Raw genomic sequence first — 16,975 nt, 5'->3', positions numbered from 1 at the left:
GATAAAGGAGAATTAAATATGAAAGTCGCACCCAGTATCTTATCGGCAGATTTTGGAAAATTGGATGAGGAGATCAAACATATCTGCGATGGCGGTTGTGATTTGGTTCATGTTGATGTGATGGATGGACATTTTGTCCCTAATATGACAATCGGACCGGTAGTCGTCAAAGCAGTGGCAAAAGCAGCTACAAAACCACTTGATATCCATTTAATGGTAGAAAACAATACATTTTTTGTAGAACTTTTCGCACCTTTTAAACCCGAATACATCTCTTTTCATATTGAAGAGGAAAAACATCCCCATCGTTTGATTCAAAAAATCCGAAGTTATGGTATTAAACCCGCTATTGTGCTCAATCCTCACACGCCTCCTAGTGCGATAGAATATCTTCTTGAAGATTTGGATATGGTTCTGTTGATGAGCGTCAATCCGGGTTTTGGAGGTCAGAAGTTTATCGATTCAGTGTTGGAAAAAGCCAAAGTTTTGCGTGCGATGATTGAAGCAAAAAATCTTGATGTATTAATAGAAGTGGATGGCGGTGTTAATGATAAAAATGTCAAAGAACTTGCCATTGCAGGGGTTGATATCGTCGTAGCGGGGAATTATGTTTTTAGTGCTTCTAGCTATGAGAATGCGATTAAAAGTCTAAAATGACAACACCTCGTGTCAAGATTTGTGGCATCACTAATATCCAAGATGCGCTTCATGCCGTGCAATGCGGTGCTGATGCGCTGGGATTTGTATTTTATGAAAAATCACCTCGTTATATTGCACCTGAGAAAGCGGCTGCTATCATTAAAAAATTGCCCCCTTTTGTTGAAAAGGTAGGGCTTTTTGTGAATGAAACCGCAGAAACGATCAATCAACGCTCCCAAATAGCACAGATTACATTGGCGCAAATCCATTTTGATGCAGATGTTGCTTTTTTTGAGAGACTCACAATCCCCCATCTCAAAGTCGTTCGGGCGAGGTGCCCTGAGGATATGTTGAAGTATCATGATGAATATCGGCTGGTCGATGCCTTTGTAGAAGGCTATGGCGGGCAAGGGAAACGCGTGGACCCCTCTTGGTTTCAAGGTATTGCGTGCTCCAAAATTATCTTGGCGGGTGGATTGAATACATCCAATATCGCTGAGCTAAAAGCCTACGATTTTTATGGCTTTGATGCGAGCAGTTCTTTGGAGCGAGCGCCCGGTCTTAAAGATGCAGAAAAAATCAAAGAGTTTTTACAAAAAGCAAAACAAAAGGCTGGTGAACGTATTGCAAAATATTGACAGATTGGTGTATAAGATTTTAAAAGACGAGATTGATAAAGCGGCGTTGATAAAAGAACTCAATGATGAAAATGCACTGGCAGATATCGATGTGGAAGATTTTGAAAACTTGAGATTATTGGGATTTCCTATTTGTGAGGATGAGGATAAAGTGCGACTTGAAACCGCAGAGACGCCCATAGCAAATCAAACCTTTTGTATCGTAGATATTGAGGCAAGCGGTAGTAATCCTAAAGAAGACCAGATTATTGAAGTGGGTGCAGTTTTGATCCAAAACAATCAAGAAATCGATACCTTTGAATCTTTTGTGAATGCCAATGAACTCCCCGAATCGATTTCGATTTTGACTGGGATTACACTGGATGATCTCAAAGATGCGCCGCCATTAAATTTTGTATTAGAACAATTCAGGCTCTTTCTTAAAGATGCCGTATTTGTAGCACATAATGTCAATTTTGATTATAATTTTATCTCCGCATCCTTGCAACAAGCCGGTTTTGGACCGCTTTTAAATCGTAAGCTTTGTACGATTGAGCTTTCTAAAAAATGTTTTGAAGCCCCACGATATGGGTTGGGATATTTGATGGAGTATTTTGAAAAATCATTTGGAAATCAACACCGTGCCTTGGTGGATGCGCAAATGGCAGATTATGTATTTCGTTATTGTTTAGAACATCTCCCCCGTCAAATTGCAACTACTGAAGAGTTGATTGCCTTATCTAGGCCGATAAAGCGCAAAAAGAAAAAGACTAAAGATAAGTATTCTTGTAGTGCTGATAATTCTGAGCAGATTCATAAATAGATTGGATTTCATCCTCACGTAATTCTCTGATGACCTTCGCAGGAGCACCCATGATAAGTGATCTTGGAGGAAATATCTTATTCTTTGTGATAAGCGAGCCTGCTCCGACAATCGACTCTGTTCCGATGACCGCTCCATCTAATATTGTTGTGCTCATCCCAATCAAGCAAGCATTACCAATCGTACAACCGTGCAACATGACCCGATGTCCGATGGTCACATCATCACCGATATACGTGGGATGGCCATCACTTTTATCCTCTTTTGTGTAGTGATCTACATGAATCATGCTTAAATCTTGTATATTGGTATTGGCTCCGATGTAGATGGAGTGAATATCCGCACGTATCACACAGCCAAACCAAATTGAACTCTGTGCTCCAATACGAAGATCTCCAATCAAATCAGCACTGGGCGCTATAAAAACGCCCTCAGCTAGTTTTGGTTTCATCCCTTGATATTCTAAAATCATCTAGCTTTCCTTAAATAATTTTTTGGTCAAACGCTCGGCTTTATTCGAGGTAGAATCGCGTCTTAGGGTTTTGTATATTTTATTAATATAATCTTCGAGTATTTTTTGACTGTTGATGACTTTGACGCCATCATTTTCAACTCTTTTATACTCTTGCGAACTCTGTAGTTCCCATGCGAGATAATTATCATTGAGTTGTAATTGCAAAATCTCCAAGAGTTTTTGTTGCAACTGTTTTTCGACGATTGGTGTCATGAGCTCCAAGCGACGCTCTAAATTTCGTGGCATCCAATCCGCGCTAGAGATAAACATACAAGGTGCGGAATTTTTGAAATAAAAGATTCTGGCATGTTCCAAAAATCTTCCCACGATGGAGATGACGCGAATATTTTCGCTCAACTGCGGAACGCCCGGTAATAAACAGCAGATTCCCCTTATGATGAGACTGATTTTGACACCTTTATTAGAGGCATTGTATAAGGCTCTGATGATATCTGAATCAACAAGAGAGTTCATTTTAGCGATAATCTGTCCCTCTTCACCAAATTTTGCTTCGTTATTAATCATCGCCAACAGTTTTGATTTGATTTGGGTCGGTGACATGCTCAAGTTTTTAAGCTTTTGGTTTTTTGAAAATCCGGATAAAATGTGGAAAAATGTCGTGACATCTTCACCTAATTCATAATTGGATGTGAAAAAACTGACATCGGTGTAGATTTTCGCAGTAGCCCCATTGTAGTTACCGGTTCCAAGATGCATGTAAAATTTGAGATTACCATCTTCTTGACGGATGACCTGAGTGACTTTTGCATGGACTTTAAAACCGGTAATGCCATAAATCACATGAGCACCGGCTTGCTCTAGAGCTTTGGCCCAGTGCAGGTTATTTTCTTCATCAAATCTGGCTTTTAATTCGACCATCGCCGTGACTTGTTTACCATCACTCGCCGCATCGATGAGTGCTTGGACAATTTGTGAGTTTTTCTCGACACGGTAGAGCGTACAACGGATTGAGATGACTTTAGGGTCTTTGGATGCCTCTTTAATGAGACGATATACCGGATCAAAACTCTCATACGGATGATAGAGCAAAACATCGCTTTTGCTAATCGTTTTAAAGATGGATTCATTTTTATCAAGAGGTGGCAATACTTTTGGGTGCAAAGGGTTCAAACACAGATGCGAAAGATCTTTGTCCCCGACAATTTGCCAAAGTGCGCCTAAGTTGAGAGGCGTATTGTACTCATAAATATCTTTGTAAAAAATCTGCATGTGATTGTTGAGAAATTCTAAGATATCAGGATCGGCTCCCGCTTGGATGCTTAACCTCACAAAAGCACCTTTACGACGCAATTTGATGCCTTGCTCCATAATCATCATGAAATCATCTGCTTCTTCCTCTTCGATGACGATATCGGCGTTTCTTGTGACACGAAAAGCCGCTGATGAGATGAGCTTGTAGCCAGGAAAAATGGTCTCGACATGCTCATGCACGATGGATTCAATCGGCACGTAGTGATTGTCATCGGCTTGGAAAAATCGTGGCAAGACGCGCGTGATTCGAATCATTCCGTATTTGAATTTCCCACTATCGATGCCATCGCTGAGTTTGACCGCCAATGAAAAGCTGAGATTGTTCAGATGCGGGAAGGGATGCGTCGAATTGACAGCAATTGGGATGATAATAGGGAGGATATTAGAAGCAAAATAGGTATCAGCTTTTTCTTTAAGTTCATCGCTTAAATCTTCATAGTTTTTAATAAAAAGGTTTTCTTCTTTGAGCTTATCGATAATCTCATGATACGTTTCTTGCAAGATTTCTTTTTCTGTGGAAATATAGTTTCGTATCTCTCTTAATTGATCAAGAGGTGTCATTTGATCGGGACCGGTGACGATAACACCGGCATTAAAAAGTTGTTTGAGACCGGCGACTCGAATCATATAAAATTCATCTAAGTTGGTGATATAAATCGCCAAAAATTTCAATCGCTCGAGTAATGGAAGTTCTTGTTTTCTTGCTTGCTCGAGGACTCGGGTATTAAATCTGAGCCAAGATAGTTCTCGGTTGATATAGGAACTTGAATCATTGACATTGGACATGGTTTCTCCTTGGCGCGATGCCATATAAATTTTCAGTATTAAAGTAAAATCAAATTATAGCAAAATTATGTTTTACAAATATTACAATTTTCTGAGTTTGGCGATCTCATCTCGCAATTTTGCCGCTTTTTCAAACTCTAAATCCTTTGCCGCTTTATGCATTTGAAGGCTGAGTGATTTGATAATCTCTTTTTTCTGACTTGGGGGTATCTTATCTTTTTTATCATAAGTATTATAAATATCACCCAACTCTTCGACTTTTAAGTTCTCATCAAGTGCTCGGGTTGTCGTCACCGGCGTGATATGATGTTCTTGATTGTACGCCTCTTGGATTTTTCTTCTTTTTTCTGTTGTTTCGATGGCGCGTTTCATGGAATCTGTGATTTTTTTAGCAAACATCAAGACGCGACCGTGTGTATTTCTCGCCGCTCTTCCCATCGTCTGCATCAAGCTGGTTTCACTGCGTAAAAAACCCTCTTTATCCGCATCAAGAATGGCCACGAGTGAGACTTCAGGCAAATCCAAACCCTCTCTTAGTAGGTTAATCCCAACCAACACGTCAAACTCTCCATTCCGAAGGGCCCGGATGATTTGATTGCGCTCGATGGCATCGATTTCTGAGTGCATGTATTTGACCTTGAGTCCGAGTTCGTTGTAGTAGCGACTGAGCTCTTCTGCCATCTTTTTGGTGAGTACCGTGACCAAAACACGCTCATTGACCGCTACGGTTTTTTTGATCTCATCAAAGAGCCAAGCGACTTGGTTTTCACTGTCGATAATCTCCACTTTGGGATCAAGCAATCCGGTGGGTCTGATGATTTGCTCGGCAGTGTGAGAACCTGAGAGTTCTAACTCTAGCTCTTTTGGTGTTGCTGAGACAAAAAGATAGTGTGGCGCTTTGTCAATAAACTCATCAAACATCAAAGGACGGTTATCAAGCGCACTAGGCAGTCTAAAACCATACTCTACCAGCACCTCTTTACGACTGCGATCACCTGCAAACATACCGCGAAATTGTGGCAAACTCACATGAGATTCATCGACGATGACCAGATAATCACGTCCCATGGCTTCAAAATAATCAAACAAAGAATAAGGCGTCTCTCCCTCTTTGATACCGGTGAGATACCGTGCATAATTTTCCACACCCTTGCACGCACCCGTGGCTTGGAGCATCTCAAGATCAAATTCAACGCGACTTTTTAAGCGTTGGTATTCGACGAGTTTATTGGCTCTTTGAAATTCCTCAAGTCTTCGCTCTAACTCTTCTTCGATTTGTTTCATCGCAATTTTGAGGCGCTCTTGTCCTACAATGAATTGATTGGCGGCGTAGATGATGACTTTGTCAACATTTTTAATTTTTTGATTACTGAGTACTTCAAAGTAGTAAATACTCTCAATCTCATCGCCGAAAAATTCGATGCGGATGGCTTCATCTTCGCTATAAGCAGGATGGATATCCAAAACATCGCCATTGACTCTAAAGCAACCTCTGTCAAAAAAGGCATCATTTCTTTTGTAGCCCATATCGACAAGTTGCAACAAGAGTTTCTTTTGATTGATGTTTTGTCCGATTTCAAGAGCTTGTACCATGCTTTTGTACTCATTTGGATTTCCCAATCCATAATTGGCCGATACCGAAGCCACACAGATGACATCATCAAAACTAAGAAGTGATGCAGTAGCGCTCAATCGCAGGCGCTCTAACTCTTCATTGATCGCACTATCTTTTTCGATAAACAAATCCGCTCTTGGGATGTAAGCTTCAGGTTGATAATAATCATAATAAGAGATGAAATACTCAACATGATTTTTAGGAAAAAAGCTTCGAAACTCACTATACAGCTGTGCGGCGAGTGTTTTGTTGTGTGTCATGATAAGGGTGGGCATCTGAAGTTTTTGGATGATATTGGCCATCGTGAAGGTCTTGCCGCTGCCCGTGACTCCGATGAGTGTCTGATAGCGGTTGCCCTGTTTAATAGAATTTGCGAGTTTGGTGATGGCTTTTGGTTGGTCCCCTGTGGGAGAAAATTTGCTATTTAATTGAAAGGTTGTCATATTTTTTACTTTTTTTTGTTACAATTATATCAAAGTTAAAGGATAAGATATGTTTAGTGAAGAAATAAGCGTGGGGAAACTGAGTGAAAAGATCAATGATTTGTTACGACGATTCGAAGAAATCAAATCTCAAAACGAATCCTTGATGCAACAAGTCATGACACTAACAGCGGAAAATGAAGCAAAAGCCGCACAGATACAAAAGCTTGAAGCTGATTTAACCAGCAAAGATATCGAAGCGGATGATATTCTTGGCAAGATTGAGGAAGTCTTGAGAAGATGAGCAAAATATCGCTTCAAATCGGTACGAAGGATTTTGATATCAAAGTAGATGGAGATTTTTATGAATTTTTCGAAAAAGATTTGAAAAAGACATTTAAGAGCAAACGAAACATTGATATCAAAGATCTTTTATCGGCTTATGTGCAAAAAATACATAATGAATATGAAAACAAACTACAGATTCAAGAGATGCTCTCAAAAATCGCAGAACTTGATGAAATCGAACTAAAAAGTTAGACGTTTCTCTCAAATACTACTCAAAAAAATCAGCAACGTGCCGATACTGTTTTTGTCAAATCACTAAAGTTTAAGTAACAATTTAAGTTTAATAGACTACTATAACATTTAGTATTGATAAGTGTATCAATCAAAAACTATAAAAAGGAGTAAACCATGAAAAAAGGTTTTACTATGATCGAGTTGATCTTCGTGATCGTGATTTTAGGGATTTTAGCAGCGGTTGCGATTCCAAGACTAGCAGCAACAAGAGATGATGCCACACTAGCAGGTATCAAAACAGATGTGACTTCAGCAATGCAAGCCGTTCCAGCTTGGTATCAAGGTCAGAAAGATGCCAGAATTCTTCAGGCGATACAACTTGATGGCACAAAATGGAAAAAAGATGGAAGCAATGAAAGATATGTTTGGAGTGATGATGCAGGTGAGTGTGTAACTCTACAAGTATCGGATATGAATGTTACAATTACAGCTGCACATCCTCTACCAACAGAGATAGGTGTTGCAGTGTCTAATACAGATTTTAATGCGACTAATGGTAGATGGATAAAGACTGATGGTGTGCCAGTGTTAAGAGTAATTAATTCAAATAGTGGTGGAAATGTGTGTAATCAGCTTTGGGATCCAAATGGTTTAGCATTAACAGAAGCCAATATTACTATGGCTGGAAAGCAAGTTCAGTGGTAATCATTTGAAACCAATGACAACTAATAAGGCAGGATTTACTCCTGCCTTTACTATGATGGAGCTTATTTTTGTCATCGTGGTGATTGGCATCCTCTCCGCCATCGCCATACCCAGACTTGCTGCAAGCCGTGATGATGCCGTGCTGGTCAAAGTAAAAAGCCAAGTATCGGCCATTCGTAGTGGTATCGCGATGCAAAAAAATAAAAATTTACTTGAGGGCACGACGCCTTTTATCCCCGCAAATCTTGATAGTGTGACTTCCTACAATGCTAATGACCAAAGACTTTTTAATTATGCTGATGGAAACACGAGCAATATCTTAGAATATCCAATCTACTCCAAAAAAAATCATGATGGCTCATGGGTGAAAACAGCTGCCAACGCGTATTCTGTTCAAATTAGCAACAGTGCCGTGGCCTTTGATTACAATGCCACAAGTGGTATTTTTGATTGTGACCATTCCACTCAAAATTGTAAAGATTTAACCCAATAACTTGAAACACTATTTTCTCATCTCGCTTCTTTCTTCTCCGCTTTCTCCTTTGACTTATGAGAGTGAATACGACTTGAAAGCCGGCAATATCGTCGAAGTGACGCTGAATAAAAAATCAAGACTGGGTGTCGTACTCTCACAAACTTCCAAACCCGCGTTTGATTGTGAAACGATTATGGGGGTCAAAGAGGCATTTTATACCCCAAAAACACTGCTTTTGGCTAAATTTATCAGTGATTATTACGTCTGTTCACTAGGCGATGCCCTCAAACTCTTTGTGCCTTATCAAAAAAGTAACGTTGATTTTGCAACTGATACTAAAATAATCTCACCCTTTACACTCTCCAAAGCGCAAGAAAAAGCATATGAATTTTTATCCCATCATGAGCGTTCCTTGCTTTTTGGAGATACGGGAAGCGGTAAGACAGAGATTTATATCAAAATGATTATCGAAACACTCAATAACGGCCGCAATGCTATTTTATTGATGCCAGAGATCGGTCTCACGCCTCAGATGAAAAAACGCTTGATGCTTGTGTTTGGTGAGCGCGTTGCGATTTGGCACTCTAAAGTGAGCAAAAGCAAGAAAGAGTCCATCATCCAAGGTCTAAGCGAGGGCAAAATCGCTCTCATTGCTGGTACGCGCTCCGCCCTTTTTTTACCCATCCCAAAGCTGGGACTCATCGTCGTCGATGAAGAACATGATGATAGCTACAAATCCTCTCAGCGCCCCCGCTACAATGCGCGTGATCTCGCACTTTTGTTTGCAAAACGCTATGAGGCTAAAGTGGTACTAGGCAGTGCGACTCCGACACTTGGAAGTTACAAAAATCTTCCAAAATATCGCTTAAGGGGAACCTATTTTGATTCACAAAAGCGATTTTTCTATGAAAATACCATCAGCGATATTACCACAGGGATGGTAGAGAAAATTCAAGAGCATCTTGCAGCAAATCACAAAGTCATCATCTTTGTGCCCACACGGGCTAATTTCAAATACGTGAGTTGCTTTGATTGTGGTGCGACGGTGATGTGTCCTTATTGTAGTGTGGGGATGAGTTTGCATCGTGATAAAAATGCTCTTGTATGTCATTATTGTCATTATGCAGAGCGCATTCCAAAGGTCTGTCCGACGTGTGGGGGTGAAAATCTGCATACCAACCGAATCGGTACGGCGCAAATTGTGAGCGAACTCAAAGCGCACTTCCCTAACAATACTATCGGAAAATTTGACCGTGATGAAGTGCGTACCATCACGCAACTCAATGCTATTTTGAAAGATTTTAATGAGGGAGCGATTGATATTTTAGTAGGCACTCAGATGCTCTCCAAAGGGCATGATTATCACGCGATTGGACTTAGCATTATCATGGGTATTGATGCGATTTTAAATATGCCAGATTTTAGAGCCAAAGAAAAAGCGGTCTCTTTAGTGCACCAAATCGCAGGACGCGCGGGGCGTTCAGGTGAGGGAGAGGTCTATATCCAAACACAAAATCCTGAAGTATTTCAAAATTTTATGGATGATTATGAGCGCTTTCTCAAAGATGAAATGCAACACAGAGAGGAGATTTATCCTCCCTTCATCAAATTACTAAAGATTTTGATCTCACATAAAAAAGATGAAAAAGCGCAAGAATTGTTGGACAAAGTCATGAGGATTGCTCGTGATTTTCCCAAGATCGAAGTGGTCGGGGGCGGTAGGGCGAATATCGAAAAAATCGCCGGAAAATTTCGTTATGATATGTTACTAAGAAGCACTGATAGCAAGGAATTGTTGCGTTTTGCACATACGTGTAAACAGCTGCCTCTCGAAATTGACATTGACCCATTATCTTTCTCTTAATCAAATTTTTGTATAATCCTCATGATAAAAAAGATACTTTAAAAAACGTATAATTTAATTTAATTTAGAACTTAAAAGTTCAGGGAGCCTTAAAATGATTCAAAGATACAAGACAAAACAGATTCATGTCGGAGGGGTTGCCATCGGAGGCGATGCGCCGATTCCGGTGCAATCGATGACTTTTTCAAAAACACGAGATGTTGATGCTACGGTCGATCAAATCAGACGACTTACCTTTGCCGGATGTGATATCGTGCGTGTTGCGGTACCTGATTATGAAGATGCCCGGGCACTCAAAGCCATCAAGGAGCAGATTAATATCCCCCTTGTTGCAGATATTCACTTTAATTATCGCTTGGCCTTGATTGCCGCAGAAGTGGTCGATTGTATCCGTATCAACCCCGGAAATATTGGTGAAAAAAGTAGAGTCAAAGAAGTGGTAAAGGCATGTGAGGCCAACAATATCCCCATTCGCATCGGTGTCAATAGTGGCTCATTAGAAGAGCAATTTGAGATCAAATATGGCGCGACACCCAAAGGGATGGTAGAATCTGCACTTTATAATATCAAATATCTTGAAGATTTAGGATTTAGCAATCTCAAAGTCTCTCTCAAAGCCAGTGATGTGCAACGCACCGTAGAGGCTTATCGTATGTTGCGCCCTTTGGTGGCGTATCCGTTTCATCTAGGAGTCACAGAAGCAGGGACGCTGTTTCACTCTACCGTGAAATCCTCCATCGCGCTTGGGTCTTTATTGCTAGAAGGAATTGGCGATACGATGCGTGTGTCGATTACCGGAGAATTAGAAGAAGAGATCAAAGTGGCCAAAGCGATTTTGAAAGATAGTGGTATTTCCAAAAGTGGACTCAATATCATCTCCTGTCCCACTTGTGGTAGGATTGAGGCTAATTTAGTCAAAGCTGTCACTGAAGTGGAAGCGCGAACGAGGCATATTAGTGCGCCGCTAAATGTCTCCGTGATGGGTTGCGTGGTCAATGCCATCGGTGAGGCCAAAGGTGCGGATGTTGCAATTGCCTATGGAAAAGGGCAGGGTCTTATCATGAGGAAGGGCGAGATTGTAGCTAAACTCAAAGAAGATGAATTAGTAGCGCGTTTTTTAGAAGAAGTGGAACAAGCAGCAAAGGAGTATGAAGCAGATGCAAAACTTGCATAATATCAATATTGAACGCTCCGTCTTAAGTTCGATTTTATTTGATCCAGGAATTTTTGAAGATATTGCCGCGCTTTTAAAACCACAAGATTTTTATCTCCCAAGCCATAAATTTATCTATGAAGCGATGTTGGAGTGTGAGCGCGAAGATTTACCGATTGATGAAGAGTTTATCAAAAAGAAATTAAATCAAGATAATCGTTTTGATGAAGATGCGATGTTGGAGATTATCTCCACCAATCCGCTTCCTGCGACCAAAGCTTACATCGAAGAGATTCGAGAAAAATCAATCAAACGAGAGTTGATTGAGCTCACCACCCAAATCAAAGAGGTCACGGTGGAGCAAGATTTGCCTTCTCATGATGTGGTGGATTTGGTGCAACAAAAACTCTATCAAATCACGCAAGAAACCGGAGCGAAAGAGTTTCGAGAAGCCGAAGAAATGTCAAAAGCTACCATTGCCCATATTTTAGAGATGAAAAAACGTGGCAACCTCGGCGTGGTAGGACTCGATACCGGTTTTAATAAGCTCAATCAGCTTACGACGGGTTTTGGAGATGGTGATCTTATTATCGTGGCGGCAAGACCGGCGATGGGAAAGACGGCGTTTTGTCTCAATCTCGCTCAAAATGCTCTAGATGATAATAAAGGGGTGGCTATATTTTCCCTAGAAATGCCAGCAGAGCAGTTGATGTTACGGATGTTTAGTGCCAAAACATCGATCCCGTTGCAGAAGATCAAAGTCGGTGATCTCAATGATGATGAGTGGAGCAGACTCTCAGGTGCAGCAGATGAAATCTCTCAAAAAGAGTTTTATGTTGATGATAATGGAAATGTTGATATTCATAAAGTCAGAGCCAAACTAAGAAAACTCAAGACCCAACATCCTGAAATCTCTTTGGCAATTATCGATTATTTGCAATTGATGAGTGGTAATGGAAACAAAGATAGGCACCTTGAAGTCAGTGATATCAGTCGGGGTTTGAAGCTTTTAGCCAGAGAGTTAGAGATTCCGATTATCGCGCTTTCCCAGCTAAACCGAGGTTTGGAGAGTCGTGGTGATAAGCGTCCGATGCTAAGTGACCTTAGGGAATCAGGAGCGATTGAACAAGATGCGGATATTATTTTGTTTGTTTATCGTGATGATGTTTATCGGGTGAGAGAAGAGAAAGAAAAAGAGCAACGTGCGAGACAAGAGGGTAAAGAGTACAAAAGTAACTTTTTTGAAAAACCCGAAGAAGAGGCTGAAGTCATTATCGGTAAAAATAGAAATGGTCCTATTGGGGTGGCCAATATGATATTTCAAAAAAATTGCACCCGATTTGTGGATGCCGGTGGAGTGCCTATTGAAATAGTTTATGCGAACTCTGATAAAAAAGAGGCCAATATCTCCATACCAAAGATATAAAGTGACCCGATCCTAGATGGAAGCACTACCTCTTTTTACCAACAAAAAAGAGGTAATTGCCACCTTTGTCATATTGGGTTTTCTCTTTCTATGCTCTTTAGGATTTGAATATTATCACTACAAACAACTGATCAAATATCCCACGCATACAACAGAAGCCAAAGTTTTAAATCACTATACAAAAGTCAATAAAAATGGCAAGACTTATGATGTTTTCAAGTTAAAAAGTCATGATGGTTATCGTTTTTATACGATTTCATGGAAACCTAAAAACGTCGCCATTGCGCAGAACGTTTTTGTAAAATTCAAAACCAATCAGATTGATTTCATGGGATATTTAAAAAGCTTTTTTGCGCAAAGTATTTATCTTAATCCCATAAAAACAACCACGAAAACTGCCTTGTATCAGGTGAAAAACTATGTCAAAAATCAGCACAAAACTAAAGAGACCCAAGAGATATTTGCGGCACTCTTTTTCTCTTCTGCCATTAGTAAAATAACGCGCGATAAGATACAAAAGCTTGGTATCTCGCATTTGATTGCCATCAGTGGGTTTCATCTGGGTTTATTGAGTATGATTTTGTTTTTGTTATTGACACCACTTTATACATTTTTTCAAAATCGTTATGCTCCGTATCGGAATCGCACCGCAGATCTCTCCATCGTGATTTTTGTTATACTCTTTTTTTATATGGATTTGATTAATTTTTCGCCTTCTTTTTTACGCTCATTTGTGATGGCCGTTTTCGGCTTTTTTCTTTTCAGTCGGCATATTAAAATTATCTCATTTTTAACGCTACTTTTGAGTGTGTGTTTTATCTTGGTACTTTTTCCTGGATTGATGTTTTCGATTGCATTTTGGTTTTCAGTCAGTGGTGTTTTTTATATTTTTCTGTTTTTAAAATACTTTGCCACACTGCCTAAAGTGTGGGTTTTCATCTTATTGAATTTTTGGGTTTATCTTGCGATGTTGCCGATTGTTCATTATGTTTTTCCTGTCTTTACTCCCTTGCAACTCTTCTCGCCACTTCTTAGTATGCTATTTACACTGTTTTATCCATTGGAGCTTTTTTTGCATTTGATTGGTTATGGAGGATTATTGGATAAAGAGATCGTCTATTTACTCGATTTAAAGACGCATTTTTATGAGATCATGACACCGTTTTGGTTTTTGATTTTGTATCTTTTACTCTCCGTCTTGGGGATTTTCTATCGGCGTTTTACTCTCATGATACTCCTCTTTGCCCTGGGCATATTCCTCGTTTAAAACACAATAGAGTTTCATGCCATAGAGATAAATCAACCACGAAAAGTAGATCCACAAAAAGAAAAACATCACAATACTAAAAGAGCCATAAATACTAAGATACGTTTGATTGTAAGTCACATAAAAGACAAAGAGACTCTTGGAGATATACCACACTAAAGAGGCGACAAAAGATGCGATGATGACCATCTTTTTATTGACTTTAACGTTGGAGGAGATGATATACATGATAAAAAATAAAAACCAGATGATAAAATAAGGAAAAATGGCATAGATATTAATCGAATCGGTATAGCTGCTTTTGGAGAGAAAATCTTGTGCAACTTTGGAGAAGTAAAAGGATATAGCCAGTCCCAGTGGCATCAAGGTAATCATCGTCCAATAGGTGGTAAGTGATTCCCATAAGGTTCGCGTTTTGACCTTAAAGATGGAGCTGACGATTTTCTCATAATCAAAAAAGAACATGATGGAGACATATAAAACAAAAATAAGCCCCACCGTACCCATACTGCCGGTATTTTCCATGAATTTGTTGAGATATTGGGTGATAGTATCTTGTTGTGTGGGAATCATAGAATTGAAGATAAAGGCTTGAATTTTGCCGTATTGCTCTTTGAAGCTTGGCATCTTGGTAAAAATACTAAAACTAATCAAAAGAATCGGGATCAAAGACAAGATAGTGTGAAAACTAAGAGAGGAAGCATAATGAGCGAGCTCTTTATCCTCCATCTTTTTGAGCGTTTTCCACAATCTTGCGAAATCCATCATAATCCCATTTTGTTTGGATTGAGTATGTTGTTGGGGTCAAAGGCCTTTTTGACTGATCGAAACAGTTCCATCTCAGCATCGCTAAAAGCCAGATTCATATAAGGGGCTTTGCTAAGACCAATACCGTGTTCTCCACTGAGGGTTCCCCCCCGTTCGACCGTGGCTTTGAAAATCTCGACAATGGCCTCATGACCGATGCGAAGTTGCGCTTCATCACTGCCATCCACCATGACGTTGGTATGGACATTGCCATCACCAGTATGCCCAAAACAGGGGACTTTAACATTGTATTTTTTAGATATTTTATCGATAGCCTCAAGGAGTGCTGGGAGTTTGCTTCTTGGTACGGTGATATCTTCATTGAGCTTTTTACTGCCATAGATGGTGATACTCTGGCTTGCATTACGTCTAGCAAACCACAGTGCGGCGGATTCTTCTTGGTCTTTGGCGATTTTAAATTCACTACAACCGTTCTCTTTAAAACTTCTTTCAATGATTTCTAACTGCCCATCGAGCTCTTCTTCTAAGTTTCCATCGACATCGGTAATTAAGATGGCGCCGGCATCTACGGGCAAGCCTTTGTGAAATTTTTGCTCCACAGCTCGGATACTAAGGTTGTCCAAAAATTCCATCGCGACAGGTGTGACACCTGAAGCCATAGTTTTAAAAACAGCTTCCATCGCTTTTTGCACGCTTGGGAAAATTCCCATAGCACTTTTGGAGCGTTTTGGCTTTGCAAGGAGTTTGAGGGTAATCTCTGTGATGACAGCAAGTGTACCTTCGCTCGCTATTAAAATACCGGCGATATTATAACCGGCAACATCCTTGATAGTGCGCTTTCCGGCACGGATAATCTCTCCATTTGGAAGAACAGCACGCAATGCCATTACGAAATCTTTAGTAATACCATACTTCGCAGCACGCATACCGCCTGCATTTTCACTCACATTGCCACCAAGTGTAGAATAATCTTGGCTTGCAGGATCTGGAGGATAAAAGAGTCCTCTTTTCTCTACGGCTCGTTGCAAATCCATGTTAATCACACCCGGTTGTACGACGGCGACGAGATTTTCCATGTCGATTTCAAGAATCTGATTCATGTGCTTTTCAAGCCCCAAGATGATACCGCCATTTGCCGGTAATGCGCCTCCTGTGAAGCCACTTCCTGCGCCCCGTGGGGTAATGACGATGCGATTGTCATTACAATATTTTAAAACACGACTGACATCTTCTTCGTTTCTTGGAAAAACGACAGCATCGGGCTCATAATGATTACGCGTGGCATCATAAGAGTATGCGAGCATATGCGCTTTATCATCATAAACATTCTCTTTCCCTACAATACTTTTAAAATAATCTATATGTTCTGTTTTCATGGTCGTATCAATGCTTGGTAATATTTTTCATAGTTATCAATGGCGGTGGCACCAAAATCAAACCAGCCCGCTTCGATGGATGTGACACGGCTGTAAAATGGTAGTTGATAAGATTTTGTTGCGATTGCTTTGTCTTTTTTCACGATTTTGAAATCATGACAATCCACAAAATATGTACCACTATCTAATGCAAATAAGATCAATGACGCGACATTTTGTGAGCACATGGTCTGAAATACTTTCTTGTCAGGATTTGGTTTGTACATTTTTGCAAGATAAGAGGCCGGAATATCAGGATTGACCCAAGTAATATTTTTGTAAGTATTGACAATCTTGTTATAGACCGGATAACTTGGTGCGACCACTAATGCTCTGTCATAAAGATAGTTCAAGATCACGCGATCTCCCGCTGAGGGTTTGACACCCGATTGGGGCAGGGCATCTTGTTTGAGTCCTTGATATGGGGTGAGCTTTAACGAGGCGGTTCCTGCTGATTTTTTACGCACTTCAACGCTGGCGATAATACTCGAAGTTGTGGCGTCAAAATGGTGGACGACGATACCGCTTGAGCCGATAACAATCTCGTTTGAATCTTTAATCGTGGCTGTATTGCCATTGATTCCAATAATATCCGTTTTATACTCTTTGTATAATCCATCCGCATTCAAAACAGAAAAAACAATGGATAAAATCAATAGGGTTTTTCTCAAAAAGTGCTCCTTTTAGCTCGT

The 16,975-nt window shown here is 40.2% G+C and carries 17 protein-coding genes; 11 read left to right on the top strand and 6 right to left on the bottom strand.

Annotated features, from left to right (window positions below):
* Nucleotides 1–18 precede the first annotated feature (18 nt).
* The 3 genes from rpe to SFB89_RS08115 are packed head-to-tail and all read left to right on the top strand — an operon-like array spanning nt 19 to nt 2,079.
* Nucleotides 19–657 (top strand): ribulose-phosphate 3-epimerase, encoded by a 639-nt coding sequence (rpe, locus tag SFB89_RS08125; protein WP_331774185.1) that lies wholly within the window; start codon nt 19–21, stop codon nt 655–657.
* On the top strand, nt 654–1,277 hold the full coding sequence (locus SFB89_RS08120; protein WP_331774184.1) for a phosphoribosylanthranilate isomerase: 624 nt from the start codon (nt 654–656) through the stop codon (nt 1,275–1,277). Before rpe ends, SFB89_RS08120 begins: the two co-directional genes overlap by 4 nt.
* Nucleotides 1,264–2,079 (top strand): 3'-5' exonuclease, encoded by an 816-nt coding sequence (locus SFB89_RS08115; RefSeq protein ID WP_331774183.1) that lies wholly within the window; start codon nt 1,264–1,266, stop codon nt 2,077–2,079. The genes SFB89_RS08120 and SFB89_RS08115 overlap by 14 nt, the downstream gene beginning before the upstream one ends.
* Here SFB89_RS08115 and SFB89_RS08110 read toward each other — a convergent pair.
* Genes SFB89_RS08110 through uvrB form a run of 3 tightly spaced genes read right to left on the bottom strand, consistent with a single transcriptional unit; the run spans nt 2,027 to nt 6,709 of the window.
* The gene (locus tag SFB89_RS08110) at nt 2,027–2,551 is read right to left on the bottom strand and encodes a gamma carbonic anhydrase family protein (protein WP_331774182.1); all 525 of its coding nucleotides are present in this window, start codon (nt 2,549–2,551) and stop codon (nt 2,027–2,029) included. The genes SFB89_RS08115 and SFB89_RS08110 overlap by 53 nt on opposite strands.
* The gene (locus SFB89_RS08105; protein ID WP_331774181.1) at nt 2,552–4,675 is read right to left on the bottom strand and encodes an RNA degradosome polyphosphate kinase; all 2,124 of its coding nucleotides are present in this window, start codon (nt 4,673–4,675) and stop codon (nt 2,552–2,554) included.
* Between the two features lie 57 nt (nt 4,676–4,732).
* Nucleotides 4,733–6,709 carry an excinuclease ABC subunit UvrB gene (gene uvrB / locus SFB89_RS08100; protein WP_331774180.1) on the bottom strand — a complete coding sequence of 659 codons (1,977 nt, stop codon included), beginning with the start codon at nt 6,707–6,709 and terminating at the stop codon, nt 4,733–4,735.
* 49 nt (nt 6,710–6,758) lie between these two features.
* Between uvrB and SFB89_RS08095 the strand changes: the two genes are divergently transcribed.
* The 8 genes from SFB89_RS08095 to SFB89_RS08060 all read left to right on the top strand — a co-directional run bounded on the left by SFB89_RS08095 (nt 6,759) and on the right by SFB89_RS08060 (nt 14,100).
* Nucleotides 6,759–6,992 (top strand): hypothetical protein, encoded by a 234-nt coding sequence (locus SFB89_RS08095; protein ID WP_331774179.1) that lies wholly within the window; start codon nt 6,759–6,761, stop codon nt 6,990–6,992.
* Complete coding sequence (locus SFB89_RS08090) at nt 6,989–7,228, top strand: hypothetical protein (protein WP_331774178.1); 240 nt, start codon at nt 6,989–6,991, stop codon at nt 7,226–7,228. The genes SFB89_RS08095 and SFB89_RS08090 overlap by 4 nt, the downstream gene beginning before the upstream one ends.
* A gap of 156 nt (nt 7,229–7,384) precedes the next feature.
* Nucleotides 7,385–7,915, top strand: a complete 531-nt coding sequence (locus SFB89_RS08085) for a type II secretion system protein (protein ID WP_331774177.1) — start codon at nt 7,385–7,387, stop codon at nt 7,913–7,915.
* A gap of 13 nt (nt 7,916–7,928) precedes the next feature.
* Nucleotides 7,929–8,408 (top strand): type II secretion system protein, encoded by a 480-nt coding sequence (locus SFB89_RS08080; RefSeq protein ID WP_331776073.1) that lies wholly within the window; start codon nt 7,929–7,931, stop codon nt 8,406–8,408.
* Nucleotide 8,409: 1 nt separating this feature from the next.
* Complete coding sequence (locus tag SFB89_RS08075; protein WP_331774176.1) at nt 8,410–10,254, top strand: primosomal protein N'; 1,845 nt, start codon at nt 8,410–8,412, stop codon at nt 10,252–10,254.
* A gap of 94 nt (nt 10,255–10,348) precedes the next feature.
* Nucleotides 10,349–11,428: a flavodoxin-dependent (E)-4-hydroxy-3-methylbut-2-enyl-diphosphate synthase gene (ispG, locus tag SFB89_RS08070; RefSeq protein WP_331774175.1), complete on the top strand. Its 1,080-nt coding sequence runs from the start codon at nt 10,349–10,351 to the stop codon at nt 11,426–11,428.
* Nucleotides 11,412–12,833, top strand: a complete 1,422-nt coding sequence (locus tag SFB89_RS08065; RefSeq protein WP_331774174.1) for a replicative DNA helicase — start codon at nt 11,412–11,414, stop codon at nt 12,831–12,833. The genes ispG and SFB89_RS08065 overlap by 17 nt, the downstream gene beginning before the upstream one ends.
* A 16-nt stretch (nt 12,834–12,849) precedes the next feature.
* Nucleotides 12,850–14,100 (top strand): ComEC/Rec2 family competence protein, encoded by a 1,251-nt coding sequence (locus SFB89_RS08060; RefSeq protein WP_331774173.1) that lies wholly within the window; start codon nt 12,850–12,852, stop codon nt 14,098–14,100.
* Here the strand turns inward: SFB89_RS08060 and SFB89_RS08055 are convergent.
* From SFB89_RS08055 to SFB89_RS08045, 3 genes are read right to left on the bottom strand one after another with little or no spacing between them, the layout of a single operon-like run.
* A complete protein-coding gene (locus SFB89_RS08055; protein WP_331774172.1) occupies nt 14,020–14,865 on the bottom strand; it encodes a YihY family inner membrane protein in 846 nt (281 codons plus the stop codon). The two genes, SFB89_RS08060 and SFB89_RS08055, sit on opposite strands and share 81 nt — an antisense overlap.
* On the bottom strand, nt 14,865–16,244 hold the full coding sequence (glcD, locus tag SFB89_RS08050; RefSeq protein ID WP_331774171.1) for a glycolate oxidase subunit GlcD: 1,380 nt from the start codon (nt 16,242–16,244) through the stop codon (nt 14,865–14,867). The genes SFB89_RS08055 and glcD overlap by 1 nt, the downstream gene beginning before the upstream one ends.
* Nucleotides 16,241–16,954: a plasminogen-binding N-terminal domain-containing protein gene (locus SFB89_RS08045; protein WP_331774170.1), complete on the bottom strand. Its 714-nt coding sequence runs from the start codon at nt 16,952–16,954 to the stop codon at nt 16,241–16,243. The genes glcD and SFB89_RS08045 overlap by 4 nt, the downstream gene beginning before the upstream one ends.
* Nucleotides 16,955–16,975 lie beyond the last annotated feature (21 nt).

Origin of the sequence: Sulfurospirillum sp. 1612 (genome assembly GCF_036556685.1) — a bacterium.
Taxonomy (GTDB): Bacteria; Campylobacterota; Campylobacteria; order Campylobacterales; family Sulfurospirillaceae; genus JAADIZ01.
Note: the sequence above shows the minus strand (reverse complement) of the source record. Positions and strands in the feature narration are given on the sequence as shown.